The 15,774-nt window shown below is 65.5% G+C and carries 11 protein-coding genes and 2 pseudogenes; 3 read left to right on the forward strand and 10 right to left on the reverse strand.

Annotated features, from left to right (window positions below):
• Positions 1 to 42 precede the first annotated feature (42 nt).
• Positions 43 to 882, reverse strand: a complete 840-nt coding sequence (yghU, locus tag QBK88_RS05825) for a glutathione-dependent disulfide-bond oxidoreductase (RefSeq protein ID WP_277961297.1) — start codon at positions 880 to 882, stop codon at positions 43 to 45.
• Between the two features lie 253 nt (positions 883 to 1,135).
• On the opposite strand from yghU, the pseudogene QBK88_RS30830 reads away from it, so the two are divergent.
• Together QBK88_RS30830 and QBK88_RS30835 are read left to right on the forward strand one after the other, a co-directional pair.
• Positions 1,136 to 1,816 (forward strand): annotated as a pseudogene (locus QBK88_RS30830) (PAS domain-containing protein); the annotation flags it as partial.
• Positions 1,817 to 1,927: 111 nt separating this feature from the next.
• Positions 1,928 to 2,362 (forward strand): annotated as a pseudogene (locus QBK88_RS30835) (methyl-accepting chemotaxis protein); the annotation flags it as partial.
• 105 nt (positions 2,363 to 2,467) lie between these two features.
• On the opposite strand, the gene QBK88_RS05835 reads toward QBK88_RS30835, so the two are convergent.
• The 3 genes from QBK88_RS05835 to QBK88_RS05845 are packed head-to-tail and all read right to left on the reverse strand — an operon-like array spanning position 2,468 to position 6,609.
• Positions 2,468 to 3,478 (reverse strand): substrate-binding domain-containing protein, encoded by a 1,011-nt coding sequence (locus QBK88_RS05835; protein ID WP_277961298.1) that lies wholly within the window; start codon positions 3,476 to 3,478, stop codon positions 2,468 to 2,470.
• Positions 3,475 to 4,509, reverse strand: coding sequence for a substrate-binding domain-containing protein (locus QBK88_RS05840; protein WP_277961299.1), 1,035 nt, complete (start codon positions 4,507 to 4,509; stop codon positions 3,475 to 3,477). Before QBK88_RS05840 ends, QBK88_RS05835 begins: the two co-directional genes overlap by 4 nt.
• Before the next feature lie 15 nt (positions 4,510 to 4,524).
• Positions 4,525 to 6,609 carry a TonB-dependent siderophore receptor gene (locus tag QBK88_RS05845; RefSeq protein ID WP_277961325.1) on the reverse strand — a complete coding sequence of 695 codons (2,085 nt, stop codon included), beginning with the start codon at positions 6,607 to 6,609 and terminating at the stop codon, positions 4,525 to 4,527.
• A 307-nt stretch (positions 6,610 to 6,916) separates the two neighbouring features.
• On the opposite strand from QBK88_RS05845, the gene QBK88_RS05850 reads away from it, so the two are divergent.
• Positions 6,917 to 7,147 (forward strand): hypothetical protein, encoded by a 231-nt coding sequence (locus QBK88_RS05850; protein ID WP_277961300.1) that lies wholly within the window; start codon positions 6,917 to 6,919, stop codon positions 7,145 to 7,147.
• 8 nt (positions 7,148 to 7,155) lie between these two features.
• On the opposite strand, the gene QBK88_RS05855 is transcribed toward QBK88_RS05850, so the two are convergent.
• From QBK88_RS05855 to QBK88_RS05880, 6 genes are all read right to left on the reverse strand, one after another.
• Positions 7,156 to 7,782, reverse strand: coding sequence for a glutathione S-transferase (locus QBK88_RS05855; RefSeq protein ID WP_277961301.1), 627 nt, complete (start codon positions 7,780 to 7,782; stop codon positions 7,156 to 7,158).
• Between the two features lie 79 nt (positions 7,783 to 7,861).
• Positions 7,862 to 8,608, reverse strand: coding sequence for a substrate-binding periplasmic protein (locus QBK88_RS05860; RefSeq protein ID WP_277961302.1), 747 nt, complete (start codon positions 8,606 to 8,608; stop codon positions 7,862 to 7,864).
• A gap of 52 nt (positions 8,609 to 8,660) precedes the next feature.
• Complete coding sequence (locus QBK88_RS05865) at positions 8,661 to 11,060, reverse strand: TonB-dependent receptor (protein WP_277961303.1); 2,400 nt, start codon at positions 11,058 to 11,060, stop codon at positions 8,661 to 8,663.
• A gap of 67 nt (positions 11,061 to 11,127) precedes the next feature.
• On the reverse strand, positions 11,128 to 12,141 hold the full coding sequence (locus QBK88_RS05870; RefSeq protein ID WP_277961304.1) for a FecR domain-containing protein: 1,014 nt from the start codon (positions 12,139 to 12,141) through the stop codon (positions 11,128 to 11,130).
• The gene (locus tag QBK88_RS05875; RefSeq protein ID WP_445764892.1) at positions 12,138 to 12,686 is read right to left on the reverse strand and encodes an RNA polymerase sigma factor; all 549 of its coding nucleotides are present in this window, start codon (positions 12,684 to 12,686) and stop codon (positions 12,138 to 12,140) included. The genes QBK88_RS05870 and QBK88_RS05875 overlap by 4 nt, the downstream gene beginning before the upstream one ends.
• Positions 12,687 to 12,836: 150 nt before the next feature.
• Complete coding sequence (locus QBK88_RS05880) at positions 12,837 to 15,194, reverse strand: EAL domain-containing protein (RefSeq protein WP_277961306.1); 2,358 nt, start codon at positions 15,192 to 15,194, stop codon at positions 12,837 to 12,839.
• Positions 15,195 to 15,774 lie beyond the last annotated feature (580 nt).

Consider the following 15,774-nt stretch of genomic DNA (forward strand, 5'->3'; position numbering starts at 1 on the left):
GTGTAAACGCAGGTCTAGGGTTGGTAAAGGTTCGGTAAAGCGTCAGTCCAGATCCGCGGCCTGGTGGCGCTCTGGTACCTGCGATGCCTCATCTCCCCAGGTGCGGTTGACCCGCGTACCGCGCAGCACGGCCGGGCGCTGGGCGATGCTCTGGGCCCAGCGCTGCACATGGGTGTAGTCCTGCACGCTGAGGAACTCGGCCGCTGAATACAGCTTGCCCAGCGCCAGTTGCCCGTACCACGACCACACCGCGATATCGGCGATGCTGTAGTCATCGCCAGCCAGGTATTCGCTGTGCGCCAGGCGCTGGTCGAGCACGTCCAGTTGGCGTTTGGCTTCCATGGTAAAGCGGTTGATGGGGTATTCCATCTTCTCCGGCGCATAAGCATAGAAGTGCCCGAAACCGCCACCCAGGTAGGGCGCCGCGCCCATCTGCCAGAACAGCCAGTTGAGGGTCTCGGTGCGAGTGGTGAGGTCGGTGGCCAGGAAGGCGCCGAACTTTTCCGCCAGGTACACCAGGATCGAACCGGACTCGAACACACGCACTGCCGGTTCGACGCTGCGGTCCAGCAGGGCTGGGATCTTGGAGTTGGGGTTGATGTCGACGAAGCCGCTGGAGAACTGGTCGCCCTCGTTGATGCGGATCAGCCAGGCGTCATACTCGGCGCCGCTGTGCCCCAGGGCCAACAACTCTTCGAGCAGGATGGTGACCTTGATGCCGTTCGGCGTCGCCAGGGAATACAGCTGCAAGGGGTGTGTGCCGACCGGCAGTTCCTTGTCGTGGGTAGGGCCGGCGACAGGGCGGTTGATGTTGGCGAATTGGCCACCCGACGGTGCTTCGTGGGTCCAGACCTTGGGTGGGACGTACGGGGTCTTGCTCATGGAATCAAACCTCCTGGTCAACGATGCCTCGCACCTTAACACGGTGCACCGGCCATGGGCGGCGCCATGGCCATTGCCAGGGATTCAAGCCGGGCGTAACGATGCCGATAGCAGTGCCACGAACCTGCCCCTTATCAAGCCTTTTCGAGACACGGTCCCCATGATGTTTAACAAGCGGTTGAAGCACGCGTTGTCCGTTGCCAATGAACAGTTGTCGTCGTTGCAGCAGGTCCAGGACAGTCTCGACACCGAGATGCTGGCACTGACCCTGGACCCCCAGGGCCGGATCCTCTACGCCAACCGCAATTTCGAGCGGGAAATGGGCTACCGCGCCGAACAGGTGATCGGCCGGGCGCTGGTCGACCTGGTACCGTCCCAGGCCACTGGTTCCGAGCACTTCAAACGCATGAAGCAGGCGATCCAGAACGGTGCCCACTGGGCAGGAGCCCTGCAACTGAGCCGAGGTGACAACGTCGAAGCGTGGCTGCGGGCCATTGTCCAGCCGGTGCGCGACAGCGCCGGCCGCGTGATGCATTGCTCGGTCTTTGCCAATGACCTGACCCGCACCATCGTCACCTCTCGCGAACACCAGAACCTCATCGAAGCCTTGCAGCGTTCCACCGCCGTGATCGAGTTCAGCCTCGACGGCGTGGTGCTGGCAGCCAACGAGCGGTTCCTTGGCGCCATGGGCTACCGGCTCGATCAGGTCATGGGCAAGCACCACCGGCTGTTCTGCGACCCCGATGAATTCAACAGCCCCCGGTACCAGGCCTTCTGGGACACCCTGCGTCGAGGCGAGTACGTGGCCAGCCGCTTCAAGCGCGTGGACAGCGCCGGCCGCACGGTATGGCTGGAGGCCTCCTACAACCCCATCACCGACGTGCATGACCGCTTGTACAAGGTGGTCAAATTCGCCACCGTCATCACCGAGCAGGTCAACCGTGAGCTGGCCGTGGCCGACGCGGCCGACATCGCCTATACCACTTCCGAGGACACTGACGCGGCCGCGCGCCGGGGCAGCAGCGTGGTGCAGGAAACCGTGGAAGTGATGCGGCAACTGGCGGCCCAGATGGAGAAAGCCGCCGAGGGCATCGCCGCCCTGGACAAGCAGTCCCAGGTGATCGGCACCATCATCAACAGCATCAGCAGCATTGCCGACCAGACCAACCTGCTGGCTTTGAACGCGGCCATCGAGGCAGCCCGCGCGGGCGAGCAGGGGCGCGGCTTTGCGGTAGTGGCCGATGAAGTGCGGCAACTGGCCTCGCGTACCAGCAAGGCGACCGAGGAGATCGTGGCGGTGGTATCGCAGAACCAGACATTGGCCGAAGAGGCCGTGCAGGTGATCGAGCAAGGCAAACGCCAGGCCGAACAGGGGCTGGGGCTGGCGGCGCAGTCGGGGGCGGTGATCGCCGAGATCCAGGAAGGCGCGCAGAAAGTGGTGGATGCGGTGGGGCAGTTCAGCAACCAGTTGAGCCATTGATCTCGGCGGCGCATGCTCCTCGAACGGTGCCCGGCCCCTCTGGCGACCACGCGCACCGTGCAGGACCGGGCGAAGCTCGGGAAAAGAGCACCGCCGAGCTGGAGGTTACAGACTGTCCAGCTTGCGTCGCTCCTGGGCCAGGTCCTGCGCACTCAACGGCACATAGCCTTCGGTACTCGCGGTTTGCGTCCGCACCAAGGCCTGGCCTTCATCGCTTAGCGCCGCCGCCAGGTAGGCCTTGATAAAAGGCTCCAGGCGCTGGCCCGGCGCCGCATTGACGAACAGGTGCAGGTACGACGAAAGCGGGTACGCCCCGGCGGCCACGTCCTCCAGCGCAGGCCCCCGTGCCGCCTCGCCAGGCTTGGCGGCCAGGGGCACGATGCGCAGCCCCGGCGCCAGTGTGCCGCTGTTGGCCCAGCCGACCAGCCCGATGCCGTGGCTATCGGTGGCCACGGCCTTGAGCACCGCGCCCACGCTGTCCAGCGCTTCATAATGGGGGCTGAACGGTTTGCCGCCAAAGCGATCCATGCGCTGGTTGGTGGCAAACCCACCCTCGTCGCGCAGGCCGTAGACGTGGATGCGCCGCCAGGCCCAATCACCTTTCAGGCCCAACTGTCCCCAGGTATTGATATCGCCCCCCGGCTGGCCAGCGGTGACCACCTTGGCTAGCTGGTTCAAGTCCAGGCTCGCCAGCGGGTTGTCCGGGTGCACGTACACCGCAGGCGGGGTCTTGCCATTGGCGCGTGGCCCATACCCCGAATAACCGATGCGGATGTCCAGGGGGGCACGCTCGAACACCTGCTCGAAGCCGTGCAGGTCACCCAGCCAGGGCTCGCGCGACAATGGCGCGATGGCGGTGGCGCCGGCCGTCAGGGCGGGCAGGCCCACCGACGAGCCCTGGGCGGTGACGGCAAAGCGAAAGCCGGGATGCTGGCGCACGAACAGCGCGTTGAGCTGCTCGATCAGCGGCTGCATGCCGTCGTTGCCGATGATGGCGATGGCGCCGTCGGCGGTCAGATAACTGGCGTGTGCGGGCGGTGTCAAGCTGTCGGCCTGGGCCCAGGCCATGGGCAGGCACAGGCCCAGCCAGGCCATGGATTTGAGCAGTGGCATCATCGCGGGGCAACCTCGTCGAGTTTGTTCAGTTCCGCCCGGGCCTGGGTAGCGCTGAGGGGAAAGTAGCCCTTGGGCTGGCTGGCGATGATCTGCTGGCCCTGGCGCGACAGGACGAAGCGCAGGTACTCGCGTACCACCGGATCGACGGCCTTGCCAGGCTCGCGGCGCAGGTACAGGTACAGGAATCGCCCATAGGGGTAGCGACCTTCGCGGACTTCAGCCTCGGTACCGGTGGTCACGGCCCCATGCTCGTCCACCAGCGGCAGCGCCTTGATATGGGCGTCGCTCAGGCCGATGGCCGCTACCGCCAGGCCGGCCGGGTCGGCGGCCAGGCGCGCCAGAATCGCCTCGGTGTTGCCGTAGGCCTCGTAGCCCGGTGTCAGGGGGCGGCCCTGCAGGTGGTTGGCCTGCAGGTAGGTACCGAAACCGGTGAACTCCGGTGTGCCGTAGGGGTGTATGCGCCGCTCCCGCCAGTCGCCGCCCAGGCCCAGTTGGCCCCAGGTGGACAGGTCGCCGTCCGGGTTGCCGACGGTCAATGCGCGGCTGACCTGAGCAGCGCTGACCTGGGCCAGCGGGTTGGCGCGGTTGACGTACACCGCCAGTGACGTGGCCAGGTGTTGGGAGGTGTCGTTCGCCGCCAGGGCAATGCGGATCTCCAGGGGCGCGGTCCCGACGATCTTGCTGTAGGCCTTGACCTCCAGCGGGTTGATCTCGCGGCCCATCGCACCGAATAGCGTCACCCCGTGGGTGAGCAGCGGCACGGCGCTGGTGGTGCCTTTGGATTCGTCCTGAAAATGCCAGCCGGGGTGGCTTTCGAGCAGGGCGGCATTGAAGCGCTCGACGATGTAGCGCACGTGCTCGGCGCCACCGATGCGAATGGCACCATCGGGCGTCAGGTACGGTGCGCCGGGCGCCGGTTGCACTGCTTGCGGGCTGTAGGCCGGCAGTTGCGGATCAAGGCTGGCGGCCGTGGCCTGGCCGGCGAGCATCGCCGCGGCCAGGCTCAGTGCCTGTGTGAGGGAAGGGGGCATGATCGGTCCTTGGGGTCAGAAGGCCAGGGTGGCCTTGGCAATCACCTGGCGTGGCTCGCCGATGACAATGGCGGGGGAACCCAGGCCGCTGCTGGAGACGTAATAGGTCTCGTCGAACAGGTTCTTGACGTTCAGTTGCAGGGTCAGGTCTTTCTGGTCAAGCTTCATCTTGTAGGCCACGAATGCGTCGGCGACCTTCGCCGAAGGCAGCCAGTACTCGGTACCGGTGCCGTCGTTGGCGCCCCATTTGCTCATGTAGCGGCCCCCGAAGCCGGCGCGCAGGTCGCCGATACCGACGTGGCCGAAGTCGCGGGTCAGGTAGAGCGCGGCGGTGTTCTTCGACACGCCGTCCAGGGGCGTGCCCTGGAGGATGGGGTCCTTGGTCCACTCGGTGTCGGTGTAGGCGTAGCTGCCGGTCACGCTCCAGAATTCGTTGAGCTGGCCGCTGACGTCCAGTTCCACTCCGCGCGAGCGCGCTTCGCCGCCCAGCCGCGTGCAGGTCTCGGTGCCGCAGGTGGCGCTGGTCTGCACATTTTTCTTGGTGATGGTGAACGCCGCCAGGCTGGCGGTGAGGTAGTCGTTCTGGAATTTGGTGCCGATCTCGTAGGCCCGGCCTTCCTCGGGCGCCAGGTCGCCGATGACGGTGGCAATGGAGGTGTTGGGGCGGAATGATTCGGTGTAGCTGCCATACACCGACCAGTCGGGCTGGATCATGTACACCAGGCCCAGGCGTGGCACGGCCTTGCTGCGGTCGACGTCGGCGCCCACCACGAACGGGCGGCCCTTGCCGGTGTATTCGGTGAACGACTCGTAGCGCAGGCCGGCCTGGAGTATCCATTGGTCATTCAGGTGAATGGCGTCCTGCAGGAAGAAGGCGTGGGTGTGCAGCAGGTCGGTCTGGTCGCTGTTGGCGGCGCTGACGCGGCTGGGCACCGGCACTTGCCCGTACACGGGGTCGTTGTAGTTGAAGTTGGTGTCGTTGACGTTGCGGATCAGGTCGCCCAGGGTGCGGTCGTTGTGCATGTAGTCCACGCCCACCAGGACTTCGTGGCGCATGCCGGCGAATTCCAGGTTGCCCAGGGCGCTGACGGTGGCGGTGTGGGCTACCTGCAGGGCGTCGCGGGTGGCGTCGCCACGGCGGGTGACCTTGCCGGTAGTGAAGTTGGCGGAGATATAACGTGACTGGTGGTCGTTGTAGTAGTTGCGGCTGTAGCCGTAGCCGGCCTTCAGGGTCCAGTCGTCGTTGAGGCGGTGCTCGGCGGTCAGGTTGAAGGCGTCGGAACGGCCAGTGGTGATGTTGAAGTGTTCATCCAGGCGGCGGTTGCGCGGAATGTCCAGGACCTTGCCGGTGGTGGTGTTGATCTGTGTGCCACGGTCGAAGGGCACCGAGTACTCCATGTGTTCGTAGGCCGCGGTAATGGTGGTGTCGTCACCGAACCAGCTCAACGATGGCGCCACCACTTCCTGGTCGGTGCTGCCAAAATTGCGCCAGTAGTCGTACTGCTGCTTGTCGTAGATCAGGCGGTACGCCAGGTTGGTATCGCCCACCGGGCCGGTGGTATCGAACTGGCCACCGCCACCGCCGTAGCTGGTGCCCCACCCGGAAATCGACGTGGCCTGGGTCAGTTGCGGCTTTTTGGTGACCACGTTGATCACGCCGCCCGGGTCCTGCACGCCGTAGAGCATGGAGGCGGGGCCCTTGAGCACTTCGACGCGCTCGGTGGTGGGGGTGAAGTTGCGCGCCTGCACCGATTGCATGCCGTCGCGCATGATCGAGTTGTCGCGGTTGGTACCAAAGCCACGCTTGATGATCGCGTCCTGGGTGCCCCCCAGGGTGTTGCCTTGCTTGACGCCGCTGACCGCGTTGATGGCTTCGTCCAGGCTCTGCGGCGCGCGGTCCTCGATCACCCGGTGAGTGACCACGTTGACGGAGGCGGGCACTTCGATCAGCGGCGTTTCGGTGCGGGTGGCCACGGTGGAGGCCACGGCCTGGTAGCTGGTCTGGCTTTTCTCGGTGGTGGTGGGGGTGGTGCTGTCGATGGTCGTGGCGCCAAGCTCCACGCTGTCAGCCGCCCACAGCGGCTGCGCCAGGCTGAGCATCAGCACGCCGCTGGCACAGGCGCTTCGGTAGCGCGGGTGGATGGGGAGGAAGAAGGTGTTCGCCGAGTGCCTGGAGGTCATGCCGATGCTCTGTGCTGGGTGAAGTGAATGCGAATAGGATTGCCTTTCATTCACTACACGAGCGCCGAGCCAGAACACCTCACTAGAAAATGAAAATTATTTTCATTGGGGCGTCGGTGCTGGACGAACCGCACGAACCGACTGACAGCAGCGGTTGCTGGTATTGTCACCGTTAGCGGCGACAACGCTGCACGGCACACCGAGCCATTCGGAAAAAGGGATACTCATGCACCTCTACACCCTGCAATACCGCTTCAACGGCGAGCCCCGTACCCACGCGCTGGAACTGCAGCAGCCCGAGTTGCTGCCCCATGAAGCGGCGATGCACCTGTTGCAGCTGCATTTTGGCGACGCGGAAAACAGCCTGTTCATGCCCACCGCGGACGCAACGCCCGGGCAGATCCTGGAACAGGCTGAAACCGCAGGGGTGACCCAGATAAGCGTTACAGTCCCCTGAGCGGCGGTTCACTTGGCAAAGGCATACTCCCCACCTTGCTCCACCGCCTTGCGATACGCCGGCCGCGCCTGGAACCGTTGCACCCAGGCGGCCAGGTTCGGGTAGGCCGGCAGCTTGCCCTGGGCCTTGGCGACTTCGCCGATGAAGCTCATCTGTATGTCGGCGCCGCTGAGTTCGTCACCCACCAGGTAGGGTGTCAGGCCCAGGGCCTGGTCCAGGTAGCCCAGGTAGTTGGCCACCTCGGCTTCGATGCGCGGGTGCAGTGGCGCGCCGGCTTCGCCCAGGCGCCCCACGTACAGGTTGAGCATCAGCGGCAGCATGGCCGAGCCTTCGGCGAAGTGCAGCCATTGCACATACTCGTCGTAGGTGGCAGTAGCCGGGTCCGGCTGCAGCTGGCCTGCGCCGTGACGGCGGATCAGGTAGTCGATGATGGCGCCGGATTCGATCAGCACATGGGGGCCGTCCTCGATCACCGGCGACTTGCCCAGCGGGTTGATGGCCTTGAGTTCCGGCGGCGCCAGATTGGTGTTCGGGTCGCGCTGGTAGCGCTTGATTTCATAGGGCACGTCCAGCTCTTCCAGCAGCCAGAGAATGCGCTGTGAGCGCGAGTTGTTGAGGTGGTGGACGGTGATCATGGAAACTCCGCTGGCAGGTGAGGTGTTCAGAACAGACCGCTGGGCCGGCATGAAGTGCCTTGCCCTGTGGAACCGGGGGCTATTGCTCGTACCGGTGCTGGATACGTTCCAGCTCGCCAGAGCGGCGCAATTGCTCCAGGGCACGGGACCAGGCGGCGACCAGCCGGTCGTCCGCGTCACGGCTGAACGCGATGTACAGCGATGAGCGATAGAGCTCGACCGGTACCTGGCGCAAGGTGCCCGGCGCGATGCTCAGTTGGCGGCTGTAGTAGGCGACGCCTGCCGCGGTGTCGCCAACGATGATACCGGTGCGCCCGGCCAGCAGCATGCGGTACAACTGCAGGTTTTCGGCGGCGCTTTTGTCGACGTTGGTGAAACCCTGTGCCTGCAGCGTCTGGGGAATCAGCCCGGCCTGGCGGGTGGTGATCTGCGGGGCGCGCAGCAGTTGCTCGCGGGTATTGACCGCAGGGTCCGCGTCGGCCAGTTGGTAGGGGTAGATGGACTCTTCCACGATCGGGCCCACCCACTTGTACAGCGGGTCGCGGTCGGCAGTGCGGAACATCGAGTACATGATGGTCCTGGGGTGCGTCTTCAGGGCATACGTGCTGCGCATGCTGGGCAACATTTGCATCGGGAAGTCGTCCCCGGTCAGCGCCATGATCGCCCTGACGATGTCGGTGGTCATGCCGGTGAGGCGGTTGTTTTCCACGTAGTTGTAGGGTGCCCACTCTTCGGTCACGACCTGGTACGGCGCGGGAGCGGCGGCTGCCTGAAAAGGGTTGAGCAACAGGCACAGCAGTGCTGCCAATAATGTCGAGTCGTTCACGGGTCCTGCCTGATGGGCGTGCACAGTCACTATAGACCGTCTTCAGGCCGCGTCAGAAGCCCAGCGTGGTGCTGAGCACCAGTTGGCGCGGGTCACCCATCGACACGAAGTACTGGCTGACGCTGGATGGGTAGTAATGACGGTCGAACAGGTTGTTGACGTTCAATTGCACGCGCAAGTCATGCTCGCCCAGGTGCGTGTCGTAGCGGGCGAAGGCGTCGGTGACCGTGTAGGCCGGCAACTGGAAGCTGTTGGCCGGGTCGCCGGCGCGCTCGCCCACATAGCGCGGGCCGCCGCCGATGCGCAGGCGGTCGCTGCCCAGCAGGCCACCCAGGTCGTGGGTCAGGTACAGAGAGCCGCTATGGCGCGGCACATTCTGCAGGGGTTTGCCGGCCAGCTCCGGGTCGCGGGTGACCCAGGCGTCGGTGTAGGCATAAGCGGCCATCAATTGCCAGCCTTCGGCCACCTGGCCGCTGGCCTCCAGTTCCAGGCCCCGGGAGCGCACGGCGCCGGCGTTGCGGCTGACCGGCAGGTCGTCGACCGTCTCGCTGACCAGCACATTGCGCTTGCGGATGTCATACAGCGCGATGCTGGCCGACAGGCCATCAGGCACCTCGTATTTGAGCCCGGTCTCCCAGGCCTTGGCCTGTTCCGGGAGAATGCTGGCGTCGATGATCTGTTCGCTGGCGGCGTTGAGCGGGGCGATGCTGGAGTTGGGCTTGAACGACTCGCTGTAGCTGCCGTACCACGACCAGTTCGGTGCGAAACGGTAGACCAGCCCGGCGCTGGGCACCCAGGCCTCGCCGTTGATGTCCGTGTTGGCGTGGAAGGGCCGCCCGCGGCCGGCGTACTGGTCGTACACCAGAAAACGCGCGCCCAGGGTGGCGATCCACTGCTCGTTGAGGTGAAGGGTATCGCGCAGGTAGAAAGCGCTGGTGCGCAGGCGGTCCAACTGGTCGCTGGCACTGGCCGACGCAAGGGTGGGCGCTACCTCCTGGCCATACACCGGGTTTGTGTAACTGAAGGTGGTCAGGCTGGCCTGGCGCAACAGGTCACCGCGAAAATACAGCCGGTGCTCTTCGCTCATGCCCACCAGCACTTCATGCTCCAGCCCCAACCACTGGCGGCTGCCGGACAGTTCCAGTTCACCTTGCTGGGCGCGGCTGACCGAGCCCAGGGTGCCGTCCATGCTGCGGGTGAGGGTGCCCTTGGCGGGGTTCACGGCGGTGATCCGCACCTGGTACGCGTCGTAGGTTTCTTCGTTGTAGCTATAGGCGCCGTGCAAGGTCCAGTCGTTGTCCAGCAGGTGCTTGAAGCTCAGCCGCGCCAGCTCGGAGCGGCCGGTCATGTCGTTGAACGGCTCGTCCAGGCGCCACGTGTACGGAATGTCCAGCGGGTGGCCGGTCGCCGGGTTGATGGCCGTGCCGCGGTCGAACGGGGTGACGAACGTGCGGTGCTCGTAGCTCAGTTGCACCTCGCTCTGTTCGCCGTACCAGGCCAGTGAGGGCGCCACCAGGGTTTCGCGGTGCACGCCGAAGTTGCGCCAGTAGTCTTCATCCTGATGGTCGAGGATCAGCCGGTAGGCCAGGCCGCTGTCGCCCAGCGGCCCAGTGCTGTCCAGGGTTACCGCGCTGCCGTCGCGGCCATGGGCGAAGCTCGATGCCTTGGTCTGCAGTTCATCATGGGCGCTGAGCTGCGGGGTCTTGGTGACCACGTTGATGACCCCGCCCGGGTCCTGGATGCCGTAGAGCAGGGCAGTGGGGCCCTTGAGCACTTCGACACTGTCGGTGGTGGCGTTGAAGTTGCGGCCCTGGACCACCGGCATGCCATCGCGCAGGATCGAGCCGTCGCGGTTGTCGCCGAAACCGCGCTTGATCAGGGTGTCCTGGGTGCTGCCCAGGGTGTTGCCCTGGGTCAGGCCGCTGACATTGCGCAGGGCGTCATCCAGGTTGCGCGGCTGCTGGTCGCGCAGCACGGCGTTGTTGACCCGGCTGATGGACTGCGGCTGTTCCAGCCACGGCGCGGTGCTGTGATTGATGTGGCTGACAGGGTCGGGCTGGTAGCTGGGGCCGCGCTCGCCATCGATGTTCAAGGGTTGCAGGACAATACGGTCGTCGCTGCCGGCCAGCGTTGCCAGGGCCAGTGTGGTGGGGCTGGTGCGACGAAAGCCCAGTGGGGTGCCGACCAACAGGCGCCCCAGGGCCTGTTCCACGGTGAACTGCCCGGCGACGGCCGGGGCCTGGACCTGGTAGGGCAGGTCCTCGGCGTAAACGATATTCTGACCCGTCTGACGGCTGAGGGCCGCCAGGGCGTCGGGCAGCGGCTGGGCCTTGAGCGCTATGGCGTAGCGGGGCACGGCAGCCACGGCGGCGTCGGCCAAGGCCAACGGGGGCAGTGCCAGGGGGCCGCTCAAGGCTGCTGCCAGCAAGGAGAGTCGCAACCGGCAGCGCATCGGGCGTGGGCTCGGGTTAATTCAAGAGGATGCGAATATATCTCATTTGCTTTGCCGCCGCACCCTTTTAACGAATCACCACGGTGCCGCCGGGCAGAACATGCTGCGAATAGCCCAGCAGCCCCTGGAACGCCGCGAGCATGGCTGCAGGGTCGTTGCTGGCGAAATCGCCGCTGACCGTACGTGCGCCCAGTTCGTCATTGAGCAGCAGGATGCGCGCCGGGTAGTAGCGCTGCACCACAGCCAGGGCGTCGGCCAGTGGCTGACGGCGGAAGCTGATCTGGCCCTGACGCCAGCCGAAGGCCTGCTGCGGGTTGATGCTTTGCAGCGGTCCGACCTGGCCCTGGCGGAAGTTGACCCGCTGTGCGGCGGTCAGCAGCACGGGTGCCGGCGCGCCCGTGGGCTGCACCGCGACCTTGCCTTCTTCCACGCTGACCTGGGTCGCCACCGCTTCGCGGCGCACTTCGAAATGGGTGCCCAACACCCGGACTTCGCCGTCGCCGGCATGCACCACGAATGGCTGGCCGTTATGGCTGACATGAAAATACGCCGCGCCGCGCCGCAGGTGCACGCTGCGGCCCGCGGCAGACAGCGACACGTCAAGCGCGCTGTTGCCGTCCAATTGCACTTCACTACCGTCCGCCAAGGTGATATCGCGCAGTTGCCCAGGGGCACTGTGGTAATCGGCCTGCTGGTCTTCCAGCCAGCGTTCGGGTTGCCACAGCAGCGCCAGCACCCCGGCCAGAGCCACGGTGGCCGCCATGGCCAGTGACACCACACTGCGAGGGGCCGGGCGCCGGGGTGGCCGAGCGCGCAGCAGCAAGGCCTGCAGGGCGGCATCTTCCTCCTGGGCCAGCCGTGCGGCGCCGGGGGCTGTCAGTTGCCACAGGCGTCGGGCGCTGGCGTAGGCATCGGCGTTGGCCGGGTCCTGGCGCAGCCAGCGCTGCAGTTCGGCCTGCTCGAGGGTCGGCAGGCGCATCTCGTCCAGCAGGGGGTTGTCGGGCTCGGCGGCCAGGCGGGTCACCCACAGCAGCGCGATGTCTTCGCTCGCGCGGTGGGCAGGGGGGCTGACCAGGTTCATGTCGGGGCCTTCACGGTGGGCGCGTCGACGCTACTCTTGCAGGCTTGCAAGGCGCGCATCATATGTTTTTCCACGGCACTGGCGGAGATCCCCAGCGCCCGGGCGATATCGGCGTAGCTCTGGCCATGGATACGGTTGAGCAGGAACACATGGCGGGTGCGTTCTGGCAAGGCGCGCAGGGCCGCCTCTACCTGGTGCAACTCATGGGTGGCCTGGTGGCCGTCTTCCAGCGCCGTGGGCGCCCCGACCATTTGCTCGGGCAGCAGTGCCGATTCGGTGCGCAGGCGGCTGCGCTGGCTGCGGATATGGTCGATGGCCAGGTTGCGGGCGCTGCGCATCATGTACTGGCTCAGGTCCTGCACCTGCACGTCCTTGCGCCGCCACAGGCGTATGAACAGTTCCTGACACAAGTCCGCGGCGGTAGCCCGGCAGGCAACCCAGCGGCTCAACTGTTTTTCCACGCGCCCCTGCTGCTGCAGGAACACGTGCAACATGTCCTGTGGTCCGCAGGGTTCATCCGGCTCGGGGAGGGTGGGTTTGGGCATGGGCGCGGTGGGTCAGGGAAAACGCGCATGATAAGCGCTTGCAACGGCGGATGCCATGGGAAACCGGTGGGCCTCATGGATGAGGCCATGAAGCCACGGTTCCCATGGCGTTGATGGCCCCACCCTGCGGTTATTTGAAAGGCAGGTCCGCTACCGGCAGTCTGCCCGCTCGGCCAACCAGGCCTCGAACTGGGCCGCGGGCATGGGTTGGGCAATCAGGTAGCCTTGGCCCACGTCACACCCAGCCTGGCGCACGAACTCATATTGCTCGTCGGTTTCGATGCCTTCGGCGGTCACGCGGAACTTGAGTGCGTGGCCCAGTTGGATGATTGCCCGGGTAATGGCCATGTGGGTAGCGGAGTGCGGCAGTTCCTGAATGAAGGCGCGGTCGATCTTGAGGTTATCCACGGGCAGCAGGTGCAGGTACGCCAGGGAGGAGTAACCGGTGCCGAAGTCATCCACCGCCGTGGTCACCCCCATTGCCTGCAGGCGCCCAAGCACGCTGCGCGCCAGTTGCCGGCTTTCCAGGAACAGGCTTTCGGTCACTTCCACTTCCAGCAGCCGCGCCGGCAACTGGTAACGTTGCAGGACGCGGCTGACCGAGCCGGCGAAGTCACTGCGCTCGATCTGCGGCACCGCGACATTGATCGCTACGTGGCCGTCGAAGCTGCCGCGGTCACGCCAAGCCCGCAGTTGCCCACACACCTGGTCCAGCAGCCATTCGCCCATGGGCACGATCAACCCGGTACGCTCGGCCAGGGGAATGAAATCGGCCGGGGCGATCAGTCCGGCCTGCGGGTCGCGCCAGCGCATCAGGGCCTCGGCGCCCACTACCTGGCCGTCGGCCATGGCCAGTTTGGGTTGGTACCAGACCTCCAGCTCCTGGTGCTCCAGGGCACGGCGCAACGCATGCTCAAGGGTCACGCGCTCCTGCATGTGCTGGGTCATGTGCTGCTGGTAGAAGCGATAGTCGTTGCGCCCCGCCTCCTTGGCCGCGTACATGGCCGTGTCCGCGTGGCGCAACAAGGTATCGGCGCAGCCACCGTCGGTGGGGTACAGGGCGATGCCGATGCTGGCCGTGATCAGCGCCCGGCTGCCGTCCAGCTCGAAGGGGGCCTGCAGGCAGGCAAGCAGGGCTTGCAGGCGGCTGATCACTTCCTCCAGGTGGCGGTTGATCGGCAGCACGAAGGCGAACTCGTCGCCCCCCAACCGCGCGATCATGTCGTCGGGCCGCAGGGCGCGTTGCAAGCGCACGGTCGCTTCCTGCAGCAAGAGGTCACCGGTGGGGTGGCCCAGGGTGTCGTTGACCGTCTTGAAGCCGTCCAGGTCCAGTACCAATACCGCCAGTTGCCGCCCGTGGGTGGCGGCCAGGTGAATTTCCTGGCCCAGGCGCTGGTGAAACAGCACGCGGTTGGCCAGCCCGGTGATGGCGTCGTAGTGGGCCAGGCGTTCCAGCGCGGCCTGGGTCTGTTTCAGGCGGGTGATGTCGTTGGAAATGCCCAGTACCCCCAGCAGCTTGCCGTCGGGGGTGCGCAGCGGGCACTTGGTGGTCAGGTACGTACGGGCCAAGCCCTGGGGGTCATGGTGGATGTCTTCGAAGCGGCGCGCCTGGCCGGCGACCAGCACGGTCGAATCGTCAAGGTTCTGCTGATGGGCATCGGCCGGAATCATGAAATCGTCCCGGCGCTGTCCCACCAGCTCGGCGCTGACGTGGCCTACGGCATGCTCGTACAATTGGTTGCACAGCGCCAGTCGGCCCTGTGTGTCGAACATGTAGATCAACGACGGTGCGTTGTCGACGATGGCCTGCAGCAGGGTTTTCTGACGCAGCAGCTCGGCCTTGGCTTCGCGGCGCTGAGAAATGTCGCGTACCACGGCGAAGGTCACCGGTTCGCCGTCCAGATCCAGCACGCTCAAGGTCACTTCCGAGGGAAAGCAGCTGCCGTCCAGCCGGCGGTGCATCCACTCGAACCGCTGCACGCCCTTGGCGTTGGCCGCCGCCATCACCGCTTCGGCACGCTCCACTGACGGCGTGCCGTCTTCCTGCTCGGGGGGCGACAAGTCCAAAGGGCTGACGTTCTTGAAGGCCGACGCATCGCTGAACCCGAACGCCGCCAGCATGGCGGCGTTGGCCTGGCTGCTGAAACCATGCTGGTCGAGGATCCATACCGCGTCGGGGGAGCGCTCGAACAGGCTGCGAAAGCGGTCTTCGCTGCGCGCCAGCGAAGCACGCACCGCCGCGTGCTCCTGGATCTGACCCTTGAGCTCCAGGTTGCGCCGCCTGACCAGGCGTTGGCTGATACTCAGTTGCACGGCAAGCATGGCCAGCACTACCAGCACGCCCACGCACAACGCCACCAGCGGGGACTGGGACGCAGGTCCCCAGAGCTCCAGCGGGGTGATGGCCAGCAGGCCGACCAACAAAGCCACCGTCGCCAGGAGGTAGCGGGTGCCCGGGCAACGCAGATAAGCGCGCCAGCGGCCTTGAGGGGGGGATTTCTCTATCATGGATGCCGATCTACCGAGTCATTTGGCGACTCCCTGTCCAGCGCGCAGGCTCCCTTGATCCTTGATATCGGAAGTCCGCGTGCAAAGTTGAGGGCCTGGGTAAAAAAGGGTTCTTCACGGAATCCCGGGGAAGCTGTGGTGCCTTCAAAGATCTGTAGTGAACAAACAGAGCGCACCAGGTGGTGTCACTGGGATAACTGGCCCGAAACAGATGTGGGACCGGCGGGGGGCCGAGCCCTTGGCCGGGAAGCGCCGCCCGCGCGGCGCGTTCGCGAGCAAGCTTTGCTCCCACATCTGTTTCGGGCCAATGTTGTCTGTGACATCACCGCGACCGCCTTGTTGGCATCAACCCGGATCTGCAGTGAACCAACAAAGCAGACCAGGCAATGCCACAGGCATAACTGGCCCGAAACACCATCCTGCAGGCTGCAACGCGCAACGCCCCCCGAGCGTGCAAAATGCACGGTCCGGGGCGCGTTAACCTGTTGATTCTGTGTGCCGTAGAGGGGGGCCGCGATTGGCCCGAACCCTGCACCGTCATTACCAGGAACAGTCGGGGGTTCACCCCGCGGAGGTCACC

This window comes from Pseudomonas sp. RIT-To-2, from assembly GCF_029623465.1.
GTDB classification, from domain to species: domain Bacteria; phylum Pseudomonadota; class Gammaproteobacteria; order Pseudomonadales; family Pseudomonadaceae; genus Aquipseudomonas; species Aquipseudomonas silvicola.